The following is a 24,137-nucleotide window of genomic DNA, read 5'->3' as shown; positions in this document are numbered from 1 at the left end:
TCAGACCTGATCCTGGGGCAGATGTACAACCAGACCGTCAAGCGCATCGGTCAGTTTGATCTGACACGACAGGCGCGAAGACGGTTTCACCGCGTCGGCGGCGCATTCCAGCATGTCATCCTCGCCATCCTGGCGCGGGCCGGTCTTGTCAGACCAGGCATCATCGACATAGCAGTGGCAGGTGGCGCACATCATTGCGCCGCCGCATTCGCCGACGATCCCGTCGACACTATTGTCCAGCGCCGTCTGCATCACAGTGCTGCCTTCGTCGGCGTCCACGATGGTTTCTGTGCCATCTGCGGCAACATAGGTAACCTTGACCATAACAGGTCCTTTCCGTTTTGGATCAGTTCAGGGAAACGGGCAGATTGACCGGCCCACGAAAACCAAAGCCGCGCCAGCGGACGGCGTCGGGATCGGGCAGGCGCATGTTCGGGAAACGGTCGAACAGGGCCGGAATCATGATCTCGCCCACCGTGCGCCGCGCGATATGGGCCCCTGCGCAGTGATGCGGGCCGCTGCCGAAAGCCTGGTGTGGGTTCTTGTCGCGGAAAACGACAAAGTTCTCGCCGTCCTCGAACAGATCCTCGTCACGGTTTGCGGAGGCCTGGATCGTCATGACGGTATCCCCCTTGGGGATGTCGAAACCGCCGATTTCGGTATCTTCAAGCACCAGCCGGCTGGAGGCCTGGATCGGTGCCACCCAGCGCACGCCTTCTTCAAACGCCATGCCCCAGGCTTCCTGACGGCGTACCTCTTCCAGTTGTTCGGGACTGGTCAGCAGACCATAGATAATCGTCGCCATCGCATCGCGCGGTTCGTTGATGCCGCCGCCAATGGCGATTTTCATGTTGGCGTATATCTGGCTGTCGGGGATGGGGTTTTCGGCATTCACCATCAATGAAAGGGCCGAGGCATTGGGGTTGGCCTTGTGGTGGTCGATCAGGCTGCCGAAATGAGCGTCCATCTCGTCATTCGCACGTTCGGTGATCCTGAACAGCTCGGGGTCCCAGCCGAAATTGCCCGCCCCGTCGATCAATTCTTGCGACCAGCGCATCATCTGTTCGTCGGTCGCGCCATCAAGCCCAAGGATATGCACAAGGATGCGCGCCGAGACCGGGCCGCAGATCTCGCGGAACAGATCCACAGTATCGCCCTTTTTCAGCCGCGAGAGGTACTCATCGGTGATGTCGCGATAGATTTGGGCCCAGTTGGCTTTGATCACCTTCGGCGTATAGGCCATCTGCATTGCCATGCGTTCACGGCGGTGTTCGTCGCCATCCTTTCGCATCAGCGTATGGGCACGAAAGGCCGGTTGCATCGGTGTATTTGGATCGTTCGAGCTGAACAGTTCCGGGGTGTCCTTGACGCGTTTGGTGTGCGCGGCCTTCGTCAGGAAGGTCCGTTTCACCCCCTCGACCCGAACCACCGGTGTGTCGCGGCGCATGCGGCGGTAGATCGGGTAGGGATCGCGCGTCAGTTGATTCATTCCGACATCGGTATTTACAGGGGCCAGTGGCATTTGATCCTCCTCCCAAAGATGTAGGGGCCAAGGTAATCGGGTGCATCTATCGTGAAAACCGCTTGAAGTAGATCATTGCCATCTGAAAATTCGATACTATGCTGAGGCATGGCCATGGAAGACGCTCTTCACGCGCTCCAACTGCGCAGCTTCATGTTGCTTGCGGCGATCGCGCGCGAGGGATCATTTTCCGCCGCGGCTGACCGACTGGGGCTTAACCAGTCCGTTGTCAGCTATGGCATCGAAAAACTTCGGCAGGTCTATGACGATCCATTGTTCGTACGGATCGCCGGACAGACCCAACCAACCGAGCGGTGCGAAGAACTGATTGTTCTGGCTGACAAGTTCATCGAGGATTTCCAACTGCTCAGGACCAAGGGCCGGTTTGACCCGGCCACCACAACCGAGCGTCTGGTGATTGCCTGCAACTATTACGAGCGGATGCTGTTCGTTCCACGTGCCGTGACGGCCCTGTCGCGGGCCGCGCCCGGTTTGCAGATCGAGATTATCGAGGCGTCAGGCATCGGTCATGAAAAGCTGCTGAACCGCGAGGCGGACTTGCTGATTGGCCCGTTCCGGCGCGAAAACGCTGCATTTTATGCCCGTACTGTTGCCACTGACCGCTTTGCCTACATGATTGACCCTGCGCACCCCGAGGCCGGAAAGACGCTGACGCTGGACCGCTATCTGGCGCTGGACCATATCCTTGTGACCTATGGCGGGCGCTGGCAATCCGGTTACCTGACCGAGTTGGAGCAGTTGGGCCACAGCATCAGCCCCGCAATCAGAATTCCGAGCCCAGCGGGGATCGAAGAACTGGTGCGCGGCACCCGGCTGGTCGCCACCCTGCCCTTCGCCCTCGCCCGCAAGATCGGCCAGGGCCTGCATACCAGCCCCGGCCCCTTTACCGCAGACCTGCGGATTCAATTGATATGGACGGCGGTAAATCATCACTCCGATATGATGAAATGGGCGCGCGACATGATCGCAACGTCTCTCAGATCGACAGCCTTGTGAAAGCGCACTGACGCTGCGGACATTCGCGCAGCATGCGCCAGGAACGATCCCGGCGCGGCGTGAGGCGATGCCCGGCTTGTGCCGGGCGGGTGTTCTTATGTGCCCGCGCGCGTCATCTCAAAAATCCATCGGCGCATTTGACTTCACTTCCTTGATCACAAAGAAGGTCCGGGCCTGCCGGACACCTGGAAGTGCGATCAGTTTCCGGGTGTGGAACCGGTTGAAATCGGCAATGTCCGACACCCTGATCCGCAACAGGTAATCGAAATCCCCGGCCACCAGATCGCAGTCGAGGATCGAGGTTTCCTTGGTGATCGCCGCCTCAAAGGCAGCAAAGCTTTCCGGGGTGGAGCGATCGAGGACGATGCCGACCATCACCAGTGCCCCCAGACCAACCTTGTGCGGATCGACCATGGCCCGGACGCCGGTGATGTACCCCTCATCGAACAGGCGTTGGGTGCGGCGGTGGCAGGTCGCGGGGCTCACGTTGGTTCGCTGCGCCAGTTCGGCATTGGTCAGCCGACCGTCCGACTGCAGCAGCTGCAATAGCGCCAGTTCGGTCCGGTCGAGCGCGCGGGATGGGTGATCTTTCAACATGTTACCTCTGAACCTCGCTGGAAGGTTGGGGGCGCGCGCCGCCTTTGGTGATTCGCAGGATTCCGTGAATGATATATCCTTTCACATTATCGGGCAGATGCGGGCCTTTTTGAAACTATTATAGATGTATCAGACTCTGGGGCCAAGAAACAGCATCCAGATTGAAAGGACATTTCATCCCTGCCTTGCTATCACCGTGGCAACCAAAACTGGAGATGGCCATGTCACTACTTGAGAAATTCGAACGGTATCCGCTGACCTACGGTAAGACACCGATTGACCACTTGCCCCGGCTGACCGCCGCCCTGGGTGGCAAGGTCGAAATCTATGCCAAGCGGGAGGACTGCAACTCCGGTCTGGCCATGGGCGGTAACAAGCTGCGCAAGTTGGAATATATCGTGCCGGACGTCATCGCCTCGGGCGCTGACACGCTTGTGTCCATCGGTGGCGTCCAGTCGAACCACACCCGGATGGTTGCGGCAACCGCCGCCAAGATCGGGATGAAATGCGTTGTCGTGCAGGAAAAATGGGTGCCCCATTTCGACGCCGTTTACGACCGTGTCGGCAATATCCTGATGACCCGTCTGATGGGCGCGGATTCGCGACTGGTCGAAGATGGTTTTGACATCGGCATCCGGGAAAGCTGGGAAAACGCGATGCAGTCGGTCCGCGATGCGGGGGGCAAACCCTATGGCATTCCGGCGGGCGCATCCGTGCACAAATACGGCGCTTTGGGTTATATCGGTTTTGCCGAGGAAGTGGCCGAACAAGAAGCGGAGCTTGGCTTCAAATTCGATTACATCGTTGTCTGCGTCGTCACCGGATCGACACAGGCTGGCATGATTGTGGGTTTCAAGGATCAGGGCCGTGCCGACCGTGTGATCGGGATCGACGCATCAGGCACCGTTGACCAGACCCGCGCACAGGTCACGGATATCTCACGCAAAACCGCCGAACTGGTCGGGCTGGGCCAGGACATCACCGAGGACGACATCGTGATCAACCCCGATTACGCCTACCCCGCCTACGGCGTGCCATCGGATGAAACCAACGACGCAATCCGGCTTGCGGCCCAGACCGAAGCGATGATGACCGACCCGGTTTATGAAGGCAAATCCATGCAGGGCATGATTGACCTGACACGCAAGGGTTTCTTCCCCGAAGGATCGCGGGTGCTTTATGCCCATCTTGGTGGCGCACCGGCCCTGAACGGCTACAGCTATTACTACAAGGACGGCTGATCCGGCCCCGAATGCCAGACGCGGGCGGCTTTTGCTGCCCGCGTCACCCCCTCACGCGGAGGCGAACATGTCCTTGTAGGCGTCCCGCAGCAGGTTCTTCTGGACCTTGCCCATGGTATTGCGCGGCAGGCTGTCGATCACGATCAGGAGGCGCGGGTGCTTGAAGCGCGCCAGCGGGCCTTTGACCGCCTCCATGATCGCATCTGTGTCGGGTGTCTTGCCCTGTTTCGGGACCAGCACACCCACCACCGTTTCGCCAAAGTCCGGATGCGGCACGCCGATGACCGCACTTTCCAGAACGTCGTCCTGTTCATCGAGTACCAGCTCGATCTCCTTGGGATAGATGTTATAGCCGCCGGAGATGATCAGATCCTTGCCCCGACCCACGATGCTGACATAGCCATCGGCGTCAACCATCCCCAGATCGCCGGTGATGAAGTACCCGTTGTCGCGCAGTTCCGCCGCGGTCTTGTCGGGCATTTGCCAATAGCCCTTGAATACATTGTCACCCCGGACCTCGATGACGCCGACCTCGCCCTGCGGCAGGGGATTGCCGCTGTCGGGGTCGCAGACCTTCAGCTCGACCCCCGGCAATGGAAAGCCCACAGTGCCCGCGCGGCGCTCACCGTCATAGGGGTTGGAGGTGTTCATATTCGTCTCTGTCATGCCGTATCGTTCCAGAATCCGCTGGCCGGTGCGGGCTTCGAACTGGACATGGGTTTCGGCCAGCAAGGGCGCAGATCCCGAGATGAACACGCGCATAAGGTCGGCTGCCTGCCGGGTGAAGCGGGCATCGTCCAACAGGCGGGTGTAGAACGTGGGGACACCCATCATCGTTGTAGCGCGGGGCATCAGGGACAGCACCTGATCCACATCGAAACGGGGCATGAATATCATGCTGCCGCCCGCGATCAGGGTCACATTGGTGGCAACGAACAACCCGTGGGTATGAAAGATCGGCAGCGCGTGCAGCAGCACGTCGTCCGAGGTAAAGCGCCATTCCTTTGCAAGGGTCGCTGCATTCGACAACAGATTGGTCTGCGTCAGCATCGCCCCTTTCGATCTGCCCGTGGTCCCGGACGTATATAGAAACGCGGCCAGATCATCGGCGCTGCGCGGAACGGTGTCAAAACTTTCGCGCGCGTTTGCCGCCTTGTCGGTCAGCGACCCACCCCCGTCCGCGTCAAGGGTTTCGACAAGCGCGCCCAGCCCATCCGCAACCGGCGTCAGCGCCGAGACCTCGCTTGGGTCACAGACCACCAGCGCCGCGCCGCTGTCCTTGATGAAATAGGTCAGTTCAACCGTGGTATAGGCCGTGTTCAACGGCAGGAACACCAGGCCAGCCTGGGCGCAGGCCGCAAAAAGCGCCAGTGCCTGCGGAGATTTATGCACCTGCGCTGCCACACGGGCCCCCGGTTCCAGCCCCAGACCCGTCAACACATGCGCGATCCGGGCGGTCTGTTTCAGGAAATCCGAATAGGTCAGGATGGATCCGTCAATCAGGTGCAGGAAAGGTGCATCGCGCCCCAGATGAGCACCGAATAAAGTATCGTAAAGTGGGTTTGACATGGTGTTATCTTTCCGCGGTGGTCGCGTTGGCATATGACTTTGCCAGGGCGGTGACATCCGCGCTGGCAACGATCTTGCCCTTGGTGGCAAAGTTTTCAAGATTCTGCGCGACGGCAGAAAGATCATAAAGATAGTTGACCATCACGCCACCCGAATTTGCCGCGCCATTGGCCGAGGAATCCGCATCGGCATGGACCGCATGGACAAGCGCGCCATTGCCCAGATGAAAGCGCGCCACCGGATCGTAAGGCCCATCGCCCCTGCCCTTGGCGTCCAGCAGGTAATGCGCCGCAAACGCGCGCCGCATTGCGGGCGTGTCGGGCATCTCGATGTTGTTCTGTGCCGCCCATTTGGTCAGAAGCGGGATTGGTGAAAGCGTGACAAAGTTCTTCAGCCCGGTCTGTTCTGCGGACAGGTCCGCCGCCACCTGCTTGATCAGAGAATTGCCAAATGAAATGCTGGCCAGCCCGGCCTGACAGTTCGAGATCGAATAGAAAACGGCGGTGTCGCAATCCTCGGGGTTCAGCGCCGCCCGGTCTTCGGCCAGCAGCGCCTGTATTGATCCCGGAATGCCCTTTGTCAGCGCCACCTCGACAAATATCAACGGCTCGTCCGGCATGGCGGGGTGGAAAAAGGCAAAGCAGCGGCGGTCTTTGGGCTGCAACCTGCGGCGCAGGTCGTCCCAACTGTGAATGGCATGGACTGCCTCATAGGCGATGATCTTTTCCAGGATATGCGCGGGGCTTTCCCAACTGATCGGGCGCAGCACCAGAAAACCACGGTTGAACCAGGATGCGAAAAGATGGCGGAAATCCAGATCGAGCGCGGCAAGTTCAGGGTCGTCTCCGGCCAGCGACAGCAGGTCCGCCCGCATCCGTACCAATGCGCCGGTGGCCCCCGGCGCGCGATTCAGGCGGCGGATCAGTTCCTGCCGCTGTGGTTCGGCAGCGTTGAGGAAGGCCCGGTAGGTCGCCTTCGACGGGGTTTGCTCATACGCATCCAGCGCGGAGCGTACTGTTTCGGGGTCGATGTTCATGTCATGCGCCAGGTGTTGCAGGAACGCCAGCTTCCCGGCGTCATCAAGGCTGGCGAATTTTCCCAGAATGTCCTGGGCAAGCGCCTGTTCGGTCGTTTCGCCCGCACTGCCCAGCAGATCGGCGGTCAGGGCCGCGATCGGACGGGACGACGGGCGATCCTGGCCGAAGGGGCGATAGCGCCTTTCGAACATGGTCGAAAGCAGGTCAGCAAGTATCGTCATGTTGCATGTCCTTATGACGGAGTGCCGCAGCCGATGATGGGCCGCGCGTCGAACGCGGCGTGAAGCGTGCTCGTGTTCTAGCCGCTTTTGTGCCTGACGGGCCAACACCAACTGAATAGATGGGTTGATCATAGGCGCATCGTGTTTTTTAGGTCAATTACTTTGTATACAAGATATTAGTTATTGCGTGCTTTGCCGCGTCAAGCTAGCTTTTTTGTATGGAACAACGCAGCGCCGTGAACATCGCAAACTCTTTGGAACAGTTGATTTTCGACGGCACCTTTGCCGACGGCGACCGGCTGGACGAGGTGCGGCTGGCCGAACAGTTCGGCGTGTCGCGCACACCGCTGCGCGAGGCTTTGCAGCGTCTGGAAAGTTCGGGACTGGTCACCTTGATTCCGCGGCGCGGTGCCTTTGTACGCCAGCCCGGCCCGCTGGAACTGCTTGAGATGTTCGAGGTGATGGCCGAACTGGAAGCGGTCTGCGCCCGTCTGGCCGCGCGGCGGATGTCCGATGACGCGCTGGACATGCTGCGGCTGGCCAATGCGCGCTGTCAGGCGGCTTCGGATGCGCAGGACGCTGACTTGTACTATACAGAAAACGAACGGTTCCACGCCACGATCTACCGCGAATCGGGCAACAGCTTTCTTGAGCAGGAAAGCCTGAAACTGCAAAAACGCCTGCGCCCTTTCCGCCGCCAGCAACTGCGCCTGCGCGGAAGGATGCCGCAGTCACTGACCGAGCACGAGGTGATTGTAGAGGCGCTGACGGCAGGGGATTCCAATGCCGCAGCCAATGCGCTGCGGGACCACGTGAACGTCCAGGGCGAGCGGTTTCAGAGCTTGATGGCAGGCCTGAAAACGGCGGCATCCTAACGGCCTGTCACAAAAATCCGTTCTCAGCCCACAAGATCGGCCCGGCCTGAAACGGGTGCGGCTGTCGTTCCCATTCTTGCAGGGACAACAGGTGCGGACGCGATGCCCGGCCGACAATGCCCAAATATGTATCAGCCGCGTTGTCGCACCGGACTCGTCACAAGAAAATGCAGTATTTACTTGACCAATTACAATCAGCCGATGTTGTATACAAAAACAAGAATAAAAATACATCATCCCGACCAACGTAACAGCGAGGATTACCATGACACTGAAAAACCTGATGACCGGCACTGCCCTGGGCCTGCTGGCCGCCGCACCCGCATTCGCAGACAAGGCGGACGATACCCTGCGCCTGGCCTTCACCAAGGAACTGGAATCCGTCGACACCTATTTCAACTCTGCCCGCGAAGGCATCCTCTTCACCCGCGGCGTCTGGGACGCCCTGTTGTTCCGTGACCCCATTTCGGGCGAAATCTCGGGCAATCTTGCGACCGAATGGACCTGGATTGATGATGTCACGGTCGAATTCAAACTGCGGGAGGGTGTGACGTTTCACAACGGCGAAGTCTTCAACGCCGATGATGTGGTCTACACTGTCAACTTCGTCACCAACCCCGACAACGGCATCAAGGTGATGACCAACGTCAACTGGATGAAAAGCGCAGAAAAGGTCGACGGCAATACGGTGCGTATCAATCTGAACGCGCCGTTCCCGCCAGCCGAAGAATATCTTGCAAGCGTCGTCGTCATGTATCCGGACGAATACTATGCCGAAGTTGGGCCCACCGGCATGAATGCCAATCCCGTGGGCACCGGCCCCTATAAGGTCGACATGGTCGAGGCTGGCAAGCTCTATGAGCTGAGCCTGAACGAAAACTATCACGATAGCCCCAAGGGCAAGGGCGAGATTGGCAAGATCGAGGTCAAGACGATCCCGGACATGAATACCCAGGTGGCAGAGCTGTTCAACGGCGGCCTGGACTTTTTGTGGAATGTGCCCGCCGATCAGGCCGAGAAACTGGCCGAGATGGACGATCGGTTTGACGTGGTTAACGCGCAGGCGATGCGCATAGGCTATATCACGATGGACGCCCAGGGTGCCGCTGATCCCGATGGCCCGATGACCAAGAAAGCGGTGCGACAGGCAATCTATCACGCCGTCGACCGTCAGGCGATTGTCAACGCGCTGGTCAAAGGCTCGTCCGAAGTTGTGAACGCAGGGTGCGCGCCGATCCAGTTCGGCTGTGACCTCAGCGTGACGACCTATGACTACGATCCTGAAAAGGCCAAGGCGCTGTTGGCCGAAGCCGGGTATCCGGATGGATTCGAGATCGACTTTTACGCCTACCGCGACCGGCCCTATGCCGAGGCGATGATGGGGTTCCTGAATGCGGTCGGGATCAAGACCAACTTCAATTACCTGCAATACGCCGCCCTGCGTGAAAAACGTACAAAGGACGAGGTGGCGATTTCCTTCCAGACATGGGGATCGTATTCGCTGCCCGACGTCTCGGCGATCACTGGCGAGTTCTTTACCGGCGGCGATCTGGACGATGCGCATGACCCGGAAATCATCGAATGGGTGAAAGAAGCAGGTTCCATCACCGACCGTGCCAAGCGTGAAGAACTGTACAGCAAAGCACATGCCAAGATCGCCGAAGAAGCCTATTGGGTGCCGCTGTGGACCTACAACGTGAACTATGTGCTCAGCAAAGAGCTGGACTTCACACCCACAGACGACGAAGTCATCCGTTTCGCAGACTTCGCCTGGAAATAACCTTTGGCGGGCCGCGCGGCATCTGTTGCGCGGCCCGTGCCTGTTTCTTTGCCCGGAAGGTGACGCACGATGGCCGTCTACATACTCAAACGTCTCGGTCTTGCGCTTTTGGTGGCCCTGACCGTTTCTTTCATCAGTTTCAGCCTGTTGTTCATGGCAGGCGATCCGGCGGTGGCCATTGCGGGCGAGAATGCCAGTTCGGAAGATATCGCTCTGGTCAACGAACGCTTCGGTTTTGACCGGCCGATGATCGTGCAATATGGCGATTGGCTGGGGTCGGCTTTGACCGGTGATCTGGGACGGTCGTGGTATTTCGACATGTCCGTGACCGATCTGATTGCCGACCGGCTGACCGTCACCATGAAGCTGGGCCTGTTTGCCATAACCCTTGCACTCGCGGTGGCGATCCCGCTGGGTGTTGCCGCGGCGGCCAATCCCAATTCCCTGATCGACCGCTTTGCGCTGTTTCTGTCGGTGGTCGGTCAGGCCATTCCGTCGTTCTGGTTTGGTCTGATCCTGATCATCGTCTTTTCAATCAATCTGCGGCTGCTGCCTGCTTCGGGCAATGAAACCTGGCAGCACTTTGTGCTGCCCACCATCGTTCTGGGTTATTACGCCACCCCGGCGATCATGCGCCTGACGAGGGCGGGGATGATGGAGGTGCTGTCCTCCGACTATATCCGCACCGCGCGGGCCAAGGGGCTGCGCACCCGCAAGGTGATGTTCAAGCACGCCCTGCGCAATGCGATCATCCCCGTGGTCAGCCTGGCGGCGGTCCAGATGGGCTTTATGCTGGGCGGCTCGATCGTGGTCGAAACCGTCTTTGCGCTGCATGGGGCGGGTTATCTGGCGTGGGAATCCATCGCGCGCAACGACCTGCCGACGATGCAGGCGCTGATCCTGATCTTTTCGACCTTCTACATTCTGTTCACCTTCCTGGCTGACGTGTTGAACGCATGGCTGGACCCACGGCTGCGCGTGGGTTGAGGACTGATATGACCGATACAACCACACCCACCGACCTGCCCCGGCAGGAACTCCGCGACAAGCCGCTGACGCCCGGACAGGCCCTGCGCAAACGCGCCCTGCACCATAAAGGCCTGATGTTTGGTGCCGTCGTCATGCTGATCGTCATGTTCATTGCGATCTTTGCCCCGCTGCTGACCCAATACGACCCTTACCAGCAAAGCCTGCTGGCACGGATGAAACCGCCGGTGTTCCTCGGCGGTACATCCGAGCATTGGCTGGGCACCGACGGGCTGGGGCGCGACTTCTGGGCGCGACTGGCCTATGGCGCGCGCATCTCGCTGATGATCGGCATTCTGGCCGCCGTCATTTCGGGCATCATCGGCTCGACGCTGGGCATTCTGGCGGGCTATTTCGGCGGCAAGGTCGATATGGTCGTGACCTTCCTGATCAACGTGCGGCTGGCGATGCCCGTTGTGCTCGTGGCGCTCGCTGTCGTTGCGCTGTTCGGCGGCTCGCTAACCGTCGTCGTCTCGGTTCTGGGGCTGCTGCTGTGGGACCGCTTTGCGGTCGTGCTGCGCTCGGCCACGATGCAGGTGCGCAAACAGGAATATGTCGCCGCCGCCGAAGTGCTGGGCGCATCGCTGCCGCGCATTCTGGTCAAGGACATCCTGCCCAACGTGATGAACCACCTGATCGTCATTTTCACACTGGAAATGGCCCACGCCATCATTCTGGAAGCAGCGCTGTCCTTCCTTGGTCTGGGCGTACAACCGCCCACGCCGTCCTGGGGCCTGATGATTTCGGAAGGCAAGGACATGCTGTTGTTTGAACCCTGGCTGATCACCATTCCCGGCGTGGCGCTGTTCTTTCTGGTGCTTGCCATCAACATGCTGGGCGACGGCCTGCGTGACGTCACCGCACCGGAGGGCCGCAACTGATGACCGATCCTATCCTGTCCATCAACAACCTGACCGTTGACCTGCCCAAGGCCGCTGACCGCGCCCATGCTGTCGAAAACCTGTCGCTGCAAGTGATGCCCAAGGAAATCGTCTGCATCGTCGGCGAAAGCGGCTCGGGCAAGTCGATCACGGCCTTTACCACCATGGGGCTGCTGCCGCAGGCGCTGAAACCGTCGCAGGGTGAAATACGATTTGACGGGCACGACCTGCTGAAACTGTCCAAGCGCGCGCACAGCAACCTGCGCGGGCGTCGCATGGCGATGATCTTTCAGGAGCCGATGTCGGCGCTGAACCCCTGCTATACCGTGGGCGACCAGATCGAAGAGATGTTCCAGCAACACACCAATCTGGGCGCGGCTGAACGCAAGGCCCGCACCATCAAGCTGCTGGAAGAGGTCCACCTGCCCGATCCGCCGCGCATCTACGGATCGTACCCGCACCAGCTGTCAGGCGGACAGCGCCAGCGCATCGTGATTGCCATGGCCCTTGCATTGGACCCCGCGCTGCTGATCGCAGACGAGCCGACAACGGCGCTCGACCTGTCCACGCAGCAGCAGATTCTGCACCTGTTCAAGGAACTGCGCGAAAAGCACGACGCAGGCATCATGTTCGTGACCCACGATTTCGACGTGGTGGCCGAGATTGCCGACCGCGTCGTGGTGATGCAGCATGGCAAGATCGTCGAACAGGGCAGCGCCGAAGAGGTCCTGAACCGCCCGCAACACCCCTATACCCGCCTGCTGATCGACGCGGTGCCGCGCCGCACCCGCGACGTGCCCGAACCGATCACCAGCCACGAGGTGTTGAAGGTGTCGAACCTGAACAAGACCTATTACGTCGCAGGCGGCATGTTCCGCCCCGCGCGCAGGGTCCACGCCTGCAAGGACGTGGACTTTACCGTGCATCAGGGCGAAACGCTGGGCATCGTCGGCGAAAGCGGCTCGGGCAAGTCGACACTGGTCAAATGCCTGATCCGACTGGAAGACCCCGAAAGCGGCGTTGTCTCGGTCGAGGGCAAGGACATCGCCCTGATGTCACGCAATGACCTGCATCCTTATCGTAAACACATCCAGATCGTGTTTCAGGACCCCTACGGTTCTCTGAACCCGCGCCGCACCATTGGCGACCAGCTGGTCGAGGGGCCGGTGAACTTTGGCGAAAACCGCGCAAAGGCGATGGAACGCGCCCGCGAGCTGATGAAGATCGTGCGGCTGGACCCCGAGGTGCTGAACCGCTATCCGAACCAGTTTTCCGGCGGTCAACGTCAGCGGATTTGCATCGCGCGCGCGCTGATGGTCGAACCGAAAATCCTGATTGCGGACGAGGCCGTGTCGGCGCTGGATGTCTCGGTGCAAAAAGAGGTGCTCAAGCTGCTGAACGAAATCCGTGACCGGATGGGCCTGACCGTGCTGTTCATCACCCACGACCTGCGCGTCGCGGCACAGGTTTGTGACACGCTGATCGTCATGCAAGAAGGCGATGTGGTGGAACGCGGCACCGTCGAACAGGTCTTTGGCGCACCATCGCACCCTTACACCCGGATGCTGCTGGATGCGCAGCCGGGCAAACACTGGAACGTGCCCGATATCTCCACCCTGCCCCCGGCGGTCGCATGAGCGGATCGTTTTCGCGCAGCCAGCAGACCCGCAAGCCGGGTGTCACGGCCACTTCGGGCGGTGTTGTCGCCGCCCAGCATCTTCGCGCCGCCGAAGTCGGGGCCGAGGTTCTGGCCGCAGGCGGTGACGCGGTGGACGCCGCCGTTGCGGTCAGCTTTGCCATTGGCGTGCTGGAGCCGTGGATGTCCGGCCCGATGGGCGGCGGTGCCATGATGCTGTGGCGCGCGGACGAGGGTCGCGCCCATGCGTTGAACTATGGTATGCGGTCCTCCGCCACACTCGATGTGGGGCATTATCCGCTGTCGGGCGCGGGCAAGGCATCGGACCTGTTCCCGTGGGAATCGGTGGTCGAGGACCGCAACGTCACCGGGGCCACATCGGTCGCCGTGCCCGGCACGATGGCGGGCATTTCCGCCGCACACGGCCGCTTTGGCCGGATGCCGTGGGACACGCTGCTGGCGCCCGCCGTTGAACTTGCCAAACGCGGCTTGCACGTGGACTGGTACGCGGCCCTTGTCATCGCCTCCAGCGCGCGTGATCTGGCGCGTGATCCTGATGCGGCGGCGCTCTATCTGGACGATGGCCAATGGCCCAAAGGGTCCGGCTGGACCGCGCTGGCCGATCAGCGGCTGGACCAAAGCAAGATGGCCGAAACGCTGGAGCAACTCGCCCGCGAGGGCGAAGAAGCGTTCTATCGCGGCGACATTGCCGCAGCGCTGGTGCGTGACGTGACTGACAAGGGCGGTTTCCTGTCGATGGAAGACCTGGCGGGTTACAGCGTCACATGGTCCGACCCGCTGTCGATCCCGTTCCGCGATGGCACCATCCACGCCATGCCGGGGCTGACCGCGGGCCCCACGCTGGCCGACACGCTGGCCCGTTGGCAGGACGGTTATGCCGCCGCTGATGCCGATACCCCTGCCGCCTATGTCGCCCGCGCCAACGGGCTGCGCGCCGCCTATGCCGAACGGCTGACCAACATGGGCGACCACGAAAGCGCCAAGGCCCCCGGCTGCACCACGCATTTTTCCATCGTCGACAGTGCAGGCAACATGGTGGCGATGACACAAACCCTGCTGTCGATCTTCGGCTCCAAGGTCGTGTCGCCCTCGACCGGCCTGAACCTGAACAACGGCATCATGTGGTTCGACCCCGAACCGGGCAAGCCGAACTCGCTGGCCGCCGACAAAGCCTGTCTGATGAACGTCTGTCCCGTGATCGGCGAAACCCCGACGCGCCGCTTTGCGTTGGGGGCCTCGGGCGGGCGCAAGATCATGCCTGCGGTGGCCCAGATCAGCGGTCACCTGATCGAACAGGGCATGTCGATGCAGGACGCCATCGAAGCGCCGCGTCTGGACGCGTCGGGCGGCGCGCAGGTGGTGGCGGACGAACGCCTTGCCGGTCCTGTCACCGAGGCGTTGGCGGACAGTTTCCCGCTGGCGCTGGCGCAACGGCTGCCCTTCCCCTTTGCCTTTGCCTGCCCCGCAGGGGTGATGCGCGAGGGCACCACCAACTCCGGCACCACCGAAACCATGTCGCCTTGGGGCGATGGGGTTGCCGAACCTGAACACAAAAAGGCCCCCGCATGACCCTGCACAACATCGCCCGCGCCCACATCGAAACCTATTTCGACAGCGGTGATTTCCAGCGCGATCTGGCCACGCTGGTGTCGCGCCCGACAGAAAGCCAGGATGCGCGCGGCAAGCCGCACCTGCACGCCTATCTGCACGACGACATGGCCCCGATGCTGGAAGCGATGGGATTTACCTGCCAGTTTCACGACAACCCCGCGCCCGACGGCCCGCCGATCCTGACCGCCGAACGGATCGAGGATGCGGCCCTGCCAACGGTCCTCAGCTATGGCCACGGCGATGTGGTGCGCGCGCAGGAAGACCAGTGGCGCGAGGGGCTGACACCGTTCGAGCTGATCGAGGAAGGCGACCGCCTGTACGGGCGCGGTGCGGCCGACAACAAGGTCCAGCACCTGATCAATCTGCGCGCCATGGGTGCCGTGATCAAGGCGCAGGGGCGCTTGGGGTTCAACGCCAAGGTCATCATCGAAATGGGCGAAGAGGCGGGATCACCGGGGCTGAAAGAATTCTGCGCCGCCAACTCCGAGCTTCTGAAAGCCGATGTGTTCATCGCCTCCGACGGCCCGCGCCTGCGCCCTGCCGCGCCCACCATCTTTACCGGATCGCGCGGCGGCACCAGCTTTGATCTTGAGGTCAACCTGCGCGAAGGGGCCAACCATTCGGGCAACTTCGGCGGTCTGCTTGCCGACCCCGCGATGATCCTGTCGCATGCACTGGCCAGCATCACCGATGCCAAGGGGCAGATCCGCATCCCGGAATGGCGCCCCACCAGCCTGACACCCCGCATCCGCGAGGTGCTGGCCTCCCTGCCCGCCCATGACACTGGCATCGACCTTGACGCCGATTGGGGCGAACAGGATCTGACCCCTGCCGAACGCGTGTTCGGTTGGAACAGTTTTGCCATTCTGGCGATGAGCGCAGGCGTGCCCGCCGCGCCGCTGAACGCCATCGCAGGCTCGGCCCGCGCCACCTGCCAGCTGCGCTTTGTGGTTGGCACCGAGGTGGACGACGTCCTGCCCGCCCTGCGCCGCCATCTGGACCGCGAAGGCTTGGCAAGGTCGAGATCGTTGAACACAGCCGCAACAGCTTCCCCGCGACACGGCTGGACCCCGACCACCCGATGGTCCGCTTTGCGACCGCCTCGATTGAAAAAAGCCTGGGGGTCGCCCCCGACATCCTGCCCAACCTAGGCGGCTCCCTGCCCAACGATTGCTTTGCCGAAGTGCTGGGCCTGCCGACAATCTGGGTGCCGCATTCCTATGCGGGCTGTTCGCAGCATGCCCCCAACGAACACGTCCTGAAACCGCTGTCGCGTCAGGCGCTAGTGGCGATGACCGGATTGTTCGCCGATCTGGCCGAACAGGGCCTGCCAAAGGACTGATCCCCGTGACCAACCCCGCCACCCTTGGTGCCATCGAAGCCCGCCAGATGATCGCGCGCAAACAATTGTCGCCGGTCGAGCTGACCCAGGCCTGTATCGCGCGGGTCGAGACATTGGACCATGCGGTGAACGCCCTGATCGCCCGCGACTTTGATGCCATGCTGACCGGCGCACGACAGGCGGAAATTGCCGTAATGTCCGGCGCGCCGCTGGGCGCATTGCACGGGCTGCCCTTTGCGGTGAAGGATATGATTGACGTGGCGGACCTGCCCACCACCTACGGGTCCGAGGCTTTTGCCGACAACCTCGCCACCGGCGACGACGCGATTGTCGCGGCGATGCGCCAGGCGGGCGGATTGCCGATGGGCAAGACCAACACGCCGGAATGGAGCGCGGGCGGCAACACCCGCAACCGCGTCAACGGGGTGACCGCAAACCCCTATGACCTGACGCGCACCTGCGCTGGATCATCGGGCGGCTCGGCGGTGGCGCTGGCCTGCGAATATGCACCACTGGCCACCGGATCGGACACCGGCGGCAGCCTGCGCAATCCGGCCGCCTATTGCGGCATCGTCGGCTTTCGGCCCAGCCCCGGCGTGGTGCCGGGCAACACCCGCGCGGCGGGGCTGATCCCCATGCCCACATCCGGCCCGATGGCGCGCAGCGTGGCCGATGCGGGGCTGATGCTGTCGGTGCTGGCCCGGCCCGACCGCAACGATCCGTTCACCACCGTGATCGACGGGCGCACCCCATGGGATGCAGCCAGCTTTGCCACCCTGCCGCGCCGTGATCTGACATCCCTGCGCATCGCGGTGACCGAGGATTACGGCTTTGCCCCCACTGAAACGCTGATCCGCGACCATTTCCGCGCCATCCTGCCCAAGTTGAGCCCGTTTCTGGGGCGGGTGCAGGACGCCACCCCCGATTGCACCGACGCCGACAGCATCTTTTCGGTGCTGCGCGGCGTGCAATTCCTTGGCATCCACGCGCGGCTGTTTGACGAAACCCCCGATCTGGTCGGCCCCAACGTCGCTGACAACGTCCGCGAAGGCCGCAGCTATTCCGCCGAAGACGTGGCCCAGGCGTTGTTCTCCCAAAGCCGCTATCACCGCGCCTGGCAGGCGTTTTTTGAATCGCACGACTTCATCATCTCGCCGGCCGTCACCCTCAGCCCCCGCCCGTGGCGCGAGCTGTATCCGACCGAAATTGATGGCACGCCGACCAAAAGCTACTATCGCTGGCTGGCACTGGCCTATGCCTCGACCATTCCGGGGCATCCGTCGATCACCATCCCTTGCGGGATGGATGCGAACGGCATGCCATTTGGTCTGCAAATCGTGGGCCGTCGTCACGACGATCTGGGCGTGCTGGCTGTCGCTGCCGAGCTGGAGGCGATCATCGAAGGCACAGATATGGCTGTCCCCGGCCCCGACTTTGCCGCCCTGCGCGCCGCCCCGCCGCTGTCGCAGGCTGACGAATTCCTGACCTTCGACTGATCGGACGTCTGGCGATCAGACGGGGTGCCTATTGCAGAACCCGCTGCAGCCCTGACTGGACCTCGCGCAGCGGGGCAAGGAAGCGGTCGGGCAACTCCGATGCGGGCGCATCTGTTGCCGCGATGCCAAGGTTCAGTGCCGCGACGATGCGTCCGCGAATGTCATAAAGCGGCACCGCGATTGACCGCAGGCCGATCTCTACCTCTTGGTCGATGACGGAAAATCCCTGTTCGCGCACCATCGCAAGTTCCGCCATGATCGCGTCCGGGTTGGTGAGGCTGCGCGGGGTGCGCGGTGCAAGGTCGGTGCGGTCGATCCATTTGCGCGCCTCGTCCTCGGGCAGAGCACCCAACAGCACCCGGCCCATGGAGGTGCAATGCGCTGGCAGGCGCGAACCCGGCATCAGCCCGATGGACATGATCCGCGTGGCCGCCGAACGGGCGATATATACGATGTCTGTTTCGTCCAGGACCGACACCGAGGAGGACTGCCCGGTACGGGCGGAAAGCTGATCTAGCCAAGGCTGCACGATCTGCGGCAACGGCAGGGCCGCCAGGGCCCCCATCCCGAGCCGCAGCACACGGGGTGTGAGCTGGAAATATTTACCATCGTATTCCGCATAGCCAAGTTCGGTAAACGTCAGTAGACAGCGGCGTGCAGTTGCCCGGTCGAGCCCTGTCGCAGCAGCCGCTTCGGCGACAGACTGGCGTGGAGTTTCGGCCCGGAAACATTCCAGCACGCGCAGCCCCTTGGCCAAAGATGCAATGAAATCCGTTCTGTTCACCATGCGAACAACTGATGGCAGCATGTGAACAAAAGTCAACATGTGAACATTTCGTCTGGTGCCTGCTGCGGCTCAGGGCTTACCAAAACGCGAGGAGACACCCAATGGACAAGACATTCCCATCGCTGGCCGATGCTGTTTCGGTCATCCCGGACGGGGCGACCGTGATGATCGGCGGTTTCGGCGGCTCTGGTGCGCCGATCGAACTGGTTCACGCGCTGATCGACCAGGGTGCGCGGCACCTGACGATTATCAAAAACAATGCAGGCAACGGCCATGTCGGCCTGGCGGCACTGATCGAACAGGGCCGTGTCGACAAGCTGATCTGCTCCTTTCCGCGCTCTTCCGATCCTTCCGTCTTTGTCGAAGCCTACAAGGCAGGCCGGATCGAGCTTGAGATCGTTCCACAGGGTACGCTGGCAGAGCGGATACGGGCAGGTGGTGCGGGTATACCGGCGTTTTTCACGCCCACCGCCTTTGGCACCCAGGTGGCCGAAGGCAAACCGACAGAGGTTTTCGAAGGCCGGTCTTATGTGCGTGAAAAATGGCTCAAGGCCGATTTTGCCTTGATCAAGGGGGAATTGGCCGACCCGCATGGTAACATGACCTACCGGATGGCCGCGCGGAACTTCAACCCGATCATGGCCACGGCAGCAACCACAACCATCGCACAGGTATCGCGGATCGTCCCGCTGGGCGGCATCGATCCCGAACATGTCGTGACGCCGGGTATCTTCGTTCAAAAAATTGTCGAAGTGTCCGCACCCGCGCAGGAAGAAGACCTAAACCGGGCGGAGGCCGTCTATCCATGACCGAAATTTCCCACGCAAAGCTGAGCAACGCCCAGATCGCATGGCGCGCGGCGCAGGACATCGAAGACGGCGCTTACGTCAATCTCGGGATCGGATTTCCCGAAATGGTGGCGCAGTTCCAACCGCCGGGGCGGCAGGCTGTCTTTCACACCGAGAACGGAATCCTCGACTTTGGCGCCGCCCCTGCCCGTGGTGACGAAGATTGGGATCTGATCAATGCAGGCAAGAAGGCCGTCACGCTAAAGCCGGGAACAGCCTTTTTCCACCACGCCGACAGTTTCGCGATGGTGCGGGGCGGACATCTGGATGTTGCAATCCTTGGGGCATACGAGATTGCGCAGAACGGCGACCTGGCGAACTGGTCCACCGGCAAGGGCGGCATTCCTGCGGTCGGCGGTGCCATGGATCTGGTGCAGAGCGCGAAACGCGTCGCAGTGCTGACCGATCATGTGACCAAGGATGGTGCGCCGAAACTGGTGTCTGAATGCACCCTGCCCCTCACCGGCGTTGCCTGCGTGACACGGATATATACCTCTCTCGCCGTGGTGGATGTGGTCGATGGCCGCTTTGTCCTGCGGGAGAAAGTGCCCGCCGTAACCCTGGAAGAGTTGCAGTCCGTCACGGGTGCGCCATTGCAAATCGACGGCGATGTCGCTGACCTGATCTGCCCGGACGACCTGGCCTAGCAGAACTTTTCACCTGCGATCAGGTGCGAATGCCGACGAGTTCCTGTGCGTTGTCGGGGCCGGGTCATCAATCCAGCCCGTACCGCTACAGGCCAAAGCGCCTGGATCAGGTGGTGGAAAACAGTCGCGACCGGCCCAGTTCCTGCGCGACCTGTTGCAGAAGGCTGATCGTCTGCAGGCGGTCCTCCTCATTGCGAATGCCAAGGGTCGGCATCGACGTGCCAACCACGGCTTTGAGCGCATTTAACCCCCCAATAGGCGTGGCAAAGCCAGTCACCCCCGGTTCGAATTCGTTCTCTACAATGGCATAGCCAACTGCCCTGCAGTTCCGGACCCTGTTCAGAATTTCGCCGCGGTCCATCGTGGTCTCCGGCGTGTATTGTTCGAACGGAACGGCGCGGATTGTCTCCTCCGCCCAGTCCTGCGGCGCAAATGCCAATATCATCCGGCCAATGGCTGTGTGAAGTAGCGGCAAGCGGCTGCCAACGGTGAACCCGAAAGAGACCGCGTCCTCCTGCGCTGTCGACTGGGCGACATAGACCGCCGAGTTCCCGTCAGGAATGGCCAGCGAAACGGTTTGCCCGATCCGCGAGGAAAAGCGATTGAGCAGCGGTTGGATATGTGTGCCGAACTGGTTGCCGCGCAGAAAACTGCCTGCAAGGATCAGCACCTGGGGGGACAAGGAAAAGTGCCTCCCGTCCCGTTCGACATAGCCCAGATGGACCAGTGTCAGGGTCAGCCTTCGAACCGAAGCGCGGTCAAGCCCGGTAAGCTGCGCGATTTCTGCCAGGGTGAGCCTGGTATGAGTGTCGTCAAAGGCTTTCAGGACGGCCATGCCCTTTACGAAGGTCGAGGAAATATCCCGATCCGCAATTTCATGTTTCGACGGGTCTGGACGAACGGTCACGGGCGGCTCCTGAATTTCCCTATATCTTTCAGATGGCACATTCGTGGGCGCTATCAAACCATAAGCCAACATAGTTTCCACGGGGCAGCCATAAAGATTGTTAATGTACCATCTGTGCGTTATTTAACCATACGAGGTAATGACACGCTCAGCCACCCATCTGAAGGAGACTTCTCATGATCAGCCAGGACCTTAACGAAACGTTGACAAGAACCGGCCCCGGCACCGATGCCGGGCAGGTCATGCGCCGCTATTGGCAGCCTGCTGCCCTGACCGATGAACTGGCGGGCAAACGCCCGGTTGTGCCGGTCCGGCTGCTGGGCGAGGATCTGGTTCTGTTTCGTGACAGCGACGGCGAACTTGGCCTGATCGCGCGCGGCTGTCCGCACCGGGGTGCCGATCTTTGCTATGGTCGGCTGGAAGATAACGGGCTGCGCTGCCCCTTCCACGGCTGGCACTTCAACCGCAGTGGTCAATGCGTGGAACAGCCCGGCGAACCCGAAGGATCGCGGATGCATGAACAGATCCAGACCACCTCATATCCGGTGATCGAGAAAAACGGCATCATCTTTGCCTATATGGGGCCGGGCGCGCCACCGGCCTTCCCGAATTTCGACTGTTTCCGCGCGCCGGAAAGCCATGTTTTTGCGTTCAAGGGGTTGTGGGAATGCAACTGGCTTCAGGCGATGGAGGTGGGCATCGACCCCGCGCATGCATCGTTCCTGCACCGTTTCCTGCAGGATGAGGACCCCGCCGACAGCTACGGCAAACAGTTCCGCGACATGGCTGCCAACACCGAGATCCCGATGACCAAGCTGCTGCGCGATTATCCGCGTCCCGACATCACGGTCGAAGAAACCGATTACGGTATGCGCATCATCGCCCTGCGCCACATGGAAGACGGCCGGACCCATGTGCGCATCACCAACCAGATCTTCCCCGAAGCAATCTCTATCCCCATGTCGCGGGAGATGATCATCACCCAGTGGCATGTGCCCGTGGATGACGAGACCTGCTATTGGTATTCGATGTTCACCAGCTTTGACAAACCCGTCGACAAGCAGAAGATGCGCGATCAGCGTCTCAAGGAACATCGGCTGCCAGATTACGCCCCGATCAAGAACAAGCGCAATGACTATGGCTTCGACCCCGAAGAGCAGAGCCGCGAAACCTATACCGGCATGGGGCTCGACATCAATGTGCACGACCAATGGGCAGTCGAAAGCCCCGGTCGGATCTTTGACCGGACCAAGGAACATCTGGGCAAAACCGATGTCGCCATCATCAAATACCGACGCATGATGCGGGCAGCGATCAGCAGCCTCAAGGAGGGGAACACCGACGCGTTGCCCATGTGCAACGGCGTCGATGTCAGCACCATCTACGGTCCGATCTCAAACGACACCATCGGCACGCGGGACACTTGGCAGGAGGCGTTCACGCAAAGCGATGCCGAACGACGCGAGGCTTGCAAGGGATGGGACGCAAAGGTCTGATGGCCATAAGATGAATCGTACCGGTGGTTGACGCGCAGTTCCCTGACGCCGCCACCTGAAGGGCAGATATGAGCCAGTTACACGAAAAGATTGCCAGCGGTGCACTTGCACAAAAGGGTCTCCTGGACGATGACGCAATCCGCGCCGCCGTTGGGTTGCTGGAACAGATCAGTGCCTCGGATACCGAAACAGTCAGGGTGCTTTTTGCCGACCAGCACGGCATTCTGCGGGGCAAGACCATTGTGGCCTCTGCGATGGCCTCGATCTTCACCTCTGGCATCGCGATGCCGTCTACCCTTCTGTTGAAGGACACCGCGCACAAGACCGTCTTTCCGGTATGGTCAAATGACTCCGACATTCCTGGAGGCATGACCGGTGCAGGCGATATCCTGTTGTTGCCCGACCCGGCCACCTTCCGCATCCTGCCATGGTCACCAAAATCCGCCTGGATCTTCTGCGACCCGCACGGAAAGGACGGCGGGACCCTGGCCTTCTCGCCACGTGACGTGCTCAAGCGTGCGATTGCCCGCCTGTCGGAGCACAACATCGCATTGGTTGTCGGGCTGGAGGTCGAGTTTCAGATATACGAGCGGGTAGCCGAACGGCTCGACCATACCGATGCGACGATGCCCGGCCAGCCCCCTGCGACGCGCAACCTCACCCAGGGCTATCAGTTCCTGACCGAACAGCAGTATGACCTGATGGAGCCCGTGCTGGACGACCTGCGCCGCCATTGTCAGGCGCTTGGCCTGCCCCTGCGCTCGATGGAGATCGAAATGGGGCCAAGCCAGTTCGAATTCACCTTCGATCCGGCCGATCCGCTGACTCATGCGGACAACATGATGATGTTCCGCGCCATGGTGAAGGAGACCTGCGCGCGGCGTGGCCTGCACGCGACCTTCATGTGCAAACCGAACCTCGCCAATGCTGCCGCCAGCGGATGGCACCTGCACCAGTCGCTTGTCGACATGACAACCGGCGAGAACCTTCTGACCCCGCCTGCGGCGGGCAAGATCACCGACACTGCCAGCGGCTGGATCGCGGGCCTGCTGGACCACGCCCGCGAATCCTGCCTGCTCACCACGCCGACGGTGAACGGGTACAAGCGCTACCGCCCGCACCAACTGGCCCCCGACCGCATTCAATGGGGCCGCGACAACCGTGGTGCAATGATCCGCGCCCTGATGGAGCCCGGCGACCCCGCCTCGCGGATCGAAAACCGAGTGGCGGAGACGACGGCCAACCCCTATTATTTCTTTGCCAGTCAGATCCTGTCAGGCCTCGACGGGCTGAATCGGGGGCTGCGTGCGCCCGATCCGGTCGAAACCCCCTATGATGGCCCGGCCACCCAGTTGCCCGACAGCCTGCTCAGCGCAATCCAGCATTTCGAAAGCGCGTCATTCTACCGCGACATGCTGGGCGATGCTTTTGTCGATTACCTTGCCTATATCCGGCGCGCGGAATGGGACCGCTATCACCTGACGATTTCCGAATGGGAACAGGCGGAGTATTTTGGCATTTACTAGGGCCTGTGGACGTTCATCTTCCATCACCCGTTCCTGCCCAAAATTGCTCAGTTC

Annotated in this window: 20 protein-coding genes and 1 pseudogene; 14 read left to right on the top strand and 7 right to left on the bottom strand. The window is 61.1% G+C overall.

Annotation, left to right across the window (positions count from 1 at the left end; all coding sequences use genetic code 11):
- Positions 1 to 324: a 2Fe-2S iron-sulfur cluster-binding protein gene (locus tag A8B82_RS11780; protein ID WP_067292446.1), complete on the bottom strand. Its 324-nt coding sequence runs from the start codon at positions 322 to 324 to the stop codon at positions 1 to 3.
- Positions 325 to 346: 22 nt separating this feature from the next.
- A complete protein-coding gene (locus A8B82_RS11775; protein WP_067292443.1) occupies positions 347 to 1,522 on the bottom strand; it encodes a cytochrome P450 in 1,176 nt (391 codons plus the stop codon).
- A gap of 114 nt (positions 1,523 to 1,636) precedes the next feature.
- Between A8B82_RS11775 and A8B82_RS11770 the strand changes: the two genes are divergently transcribed.
- Positions 1,637 to 2,539 carry a LysR family transcriptional regulator gene (locus A8B82_RS11770; protein ID WP_235604677.1) on the top strand — a complete coding sequence of 301 codons (903 nt, stop codon included), beginning with the start codon at positions 1,637 to 1,639 and terminating at the stop codon, positions 2,537 to 2,539.
- A 117-nt stretch (positions 2,540 to 2,656) separates the two neighbouring features.
- Here A8B82_RS11770 and A8B82_RS11765 read toward each other — a convergent pair whose 3' ends face one another.
- Entirely contained in the window at positions 2,657 to 3,136 is a 480-nt protein-coding gene (locus A8B82_RS11765) for an Lrp/AsnC family transcriptional regulator (protein ID WP_138069745.1), read from the bottom strand.
- A gap of 221 nt (positions 3,137 to 3,357) precedes the next feature.
- Here A8B82_RS11765 and A8B82_RS11760 point away from each other — a divergent pair, with 221 nt between their 5' ends.
- The gene (locus A8B82_RS11760; RefSeq protein WP_067292439.1) at positions 3,358 to 4,377 is read left to right on the top strand and encodes a 1-aminocyclopropane-1-carboxylate deaminase; all 1,020 of its coding nucleotides are present in this window, start codon (positions 3,358 to 3,360) and stop codon (positions 4,375 to 4,377) included.
- A gap of 51 nt (positions 4,378 to 4,428) precedes the next feature.
- Here the strand turns inward: A8B82_RS11760 and A8B82_RS11755 are convergent, their stop codons facing one another.
- Together A8B82_RS11755 and A8B82_RS11750 are read right to left on the bottom strand one after the other, a co-directional pair.
- Positions 4,429 to 5,946: a malonate--CoA ligase gene (locus tag A8B82_RS11755; protein WP_067292437.1), complete on the bottom strand. Its 1,518-nt coding sequence runs from the start codon at positions 5,944 to 5,946 to the stop codon at positions 4,429 to 4,431.
- Positions 5,947 to 5,950: 4 nt separating this feature from the next.
- Positions 5,951 to 7,204 (bottom strand): malonyl-CoA decarboxylase domain-containing protein, encoded by a 1,254-nt coding sequence (locus tag A8B82_RS11750; protein WP_067292434.1) that lies wholly within the window; start codon positions 7,202 to 7,204, stop codon positions 5,951 to 5,953.
- Positions 7,205 to 7,422: 218 nt separating this feature from the next.
- Between A8B82_RS11750 and A8B82_RS11745 the strand changes: the two genes are divergently transcribed.
- The 8 genes and pseudogenes from A8B82_RS11745 (at position 7,423) to A8B82_RS11710 (ending at position 17,872) form a co-directional block, all read left to right on the top strand.
- The gene (locus A8B82_RS11745) at positions 7,423 to 8,079 is read left to right on the top strand and encodes a GntR family transcriptional regulator (protein ID WP_067292432.1); all 657 of its coding nucleotides are present in this window, start codon (positions 7,423 to 7,425) and stop codon (positions 8,077 to 8,079) included.
- A 265-nt stretch (positions 8,080 to 8,344) separates the two neighbouring features.
- Positions 8,345 to 9,859, top strand: a complete 1,515-nt coding sequence (locus A8B82_RS11740) for an ABC transporter substrate-binding protein (RefSeq protein ID WP_067292430.1) — start codon at positions 8,345 to 8,347, stop codon at positions 9,857 to 9,859.
- Positions 9,860 to 9,928: 69 nt separating this feature from the next.
- The gene (locus A8B82_RS11735) at positions 9,929 to 10,846 is read left to right on the top strand and encodes an ABC transporter permease (RefSeq protein WP_067292428.1); all 918 of its coding nucleotides are present in this window, start codon (positions 9,929 to 9,931) and stop codon (positions 10,844 to 10,846) included.
- Positions 10,847 to 10,854: 8 nt separating this feature from the next.
- Positions 10,855 to 11,766, top strand: coding sequence for an ABC transporter permease (locus A8B82_RS11730; RefSeq protein ID WP_067292426.1), 912 nt, complete (start codon positions 10,855 to 10,857; stop codon positions 11,764 to 11,766).
- Positions 11,766 to 13,403, top strand: a complete 1,638-nt coding sequence (locus A8B82_RS11725; protein WP_067292423.1) for an ABC transporter ATP-binding protein — start codon at positions 11,766 to 11,768, stop codon at positions 13,401 to 13,403. Before A8B82_RS11730 ends, A8B82_RS11725 begins: the two co-directional genes overlap by 1 nt.
- On the top strand, positions 13,400 to 14,992 hold the full coding sequence (locus A8B82_RS11720; RefSeq protein WP_067292420.1) for a gamma-glutamyltransferase: 1,593 nt from the start codon (positions 13,400 to 13,402) through the stop codon (positions 14,990 to 14,992). Before A8B82_RS11725 ends, A8B82_RS11720 begins: the two co-directional genes overlap by 4 nt.
- Positions 14,989 to 16,376: pseudogene (locus A8B82_RS11715) on the top strand (M20 family metallopeptidase). The gene A8B82_RS11720 and the pseudogene A8B82_RS11715 overlap by 4 nt, the downstream one beginning before the upstream one ends.
- 5 nt (positions 16,377 to 16,381) lie before the next feature.
- On the top strand, positions 16,382 to 17,872 hold the full coding sequence (locus A8B82_RS11710; protein WP_235604676.1) for an amidase: 1,491 nt from the start codon (positions 16,382 to 16,384) through the stop codon (positions 17,870 to 17,872).
- Between the two features lie 28 nt (positions 17,873 to 17,900).
- Here the strand turns inward: A8B82_RS11710 and A8B82_RS11705 are convergent, their stop codons facing one another.
- Positions 17,901 to 18,698, bottom strand: a complete 798-nt coding sequence (locus A8B82_RS11705; protein WP_235604675.1) for an IclR family transcriptional regulator domain-containing protein — start codon at positions 18,696 to 18,698, stop codon at positions 17,901 to 17,903.
- Positions 18,699 to 18,760: 62 nt separating this feature from the next.
- Between A8B82_RS11705 and A8B82_RS11700 the strand changes: the two genes are divergently transcribed.
- The gene (locus A8B82_RS11700) at positions 18,761 to 19,468 is read left to right on the top strand and encodes a 3-oxoacid CoA-transferase subunit A (RefSeq protein ID WP_067292418.1); all 708 of its coding nucleotides are present in this window, start codon (positions 18,761 to 18,763) and stop codon (positions 19,466 to 19,468) included.
- Entirely contained in the window at positions 19,465 to 20,154 is a 690-nt protein-coding gene (locus A8B82_RS11695) for a 3-oxoacid CoA-transferase subunit B (RefSeq protein WP_067292415.1), read from the top strand. Before A8B82_RS11700 ends, A8B82_RS11695 begins: the two co-directional genes overlap by 4 nt.
- Positions 20,155 to 20,260: 106 nt before the next feature.
- Here A8B82_RS11695 and A8B82_RS11690 read toward each other — a convergent pair whose 3' ends face one another.
- Positions 20,261 to 21,061 carry an IclR family transcriptional regulator gene (locus A8B82_RS11690; RefSeq protein WP_161489456.1) on the bottom strand — a complete coding sequence of 267 codons (801 nt, stop codon included), beginning with the start codon at positions 21,059 to 21,061 and terminating at the stop codon, positions 20,261 to 20,263.
- Between the two features lie 176 nt (positions 21,062 to 21,237).
- Here A8B82_RS11690 and A8B82_RS11685 point away from each other — a divergent pair, with 176 nt between their 5' ends.
- A complete protein-coding gene (locus A8B82_RS11685; protein ID WP_067292413.1) occupies positions 21,238 to 22,557 on the top strand; it encodes an aromatic ring-hydroxylating dioxygenase subunit alpha in 1,320 nt (439 codons plus the stop codon).
- A gap of 68 nt (positions 22,558 to 22,625) precedes the next feature.
- Positions 22,626 to 24,083 (top strand): glutamine synthetase family protein, encoded by a 1,458-nt coding sequence (locus tag A8B82_RS11680; protein ID WP_067292410.1) that lies wholly within the window; start codon positions 22,626 to 22,628, stop codon positions 24,081 to 24,083.
- Positions 24,084 to 24,137: the final 54 nt, after the last annotated feature.

This window comes from Sulfitobacter sp. EhC04 (assembly GCF_001650875.1).
Lineage (GTDB): Bacteria > Pseudomonadota > Alphaproteobacteria > Rhodobacterales > Rhodobacteraceae > Sulfitobacter.
Note: the sequence above shows the minus strand (reverse complement) of the source record. Positions and strands in the feature narration are given on the sequence as shown.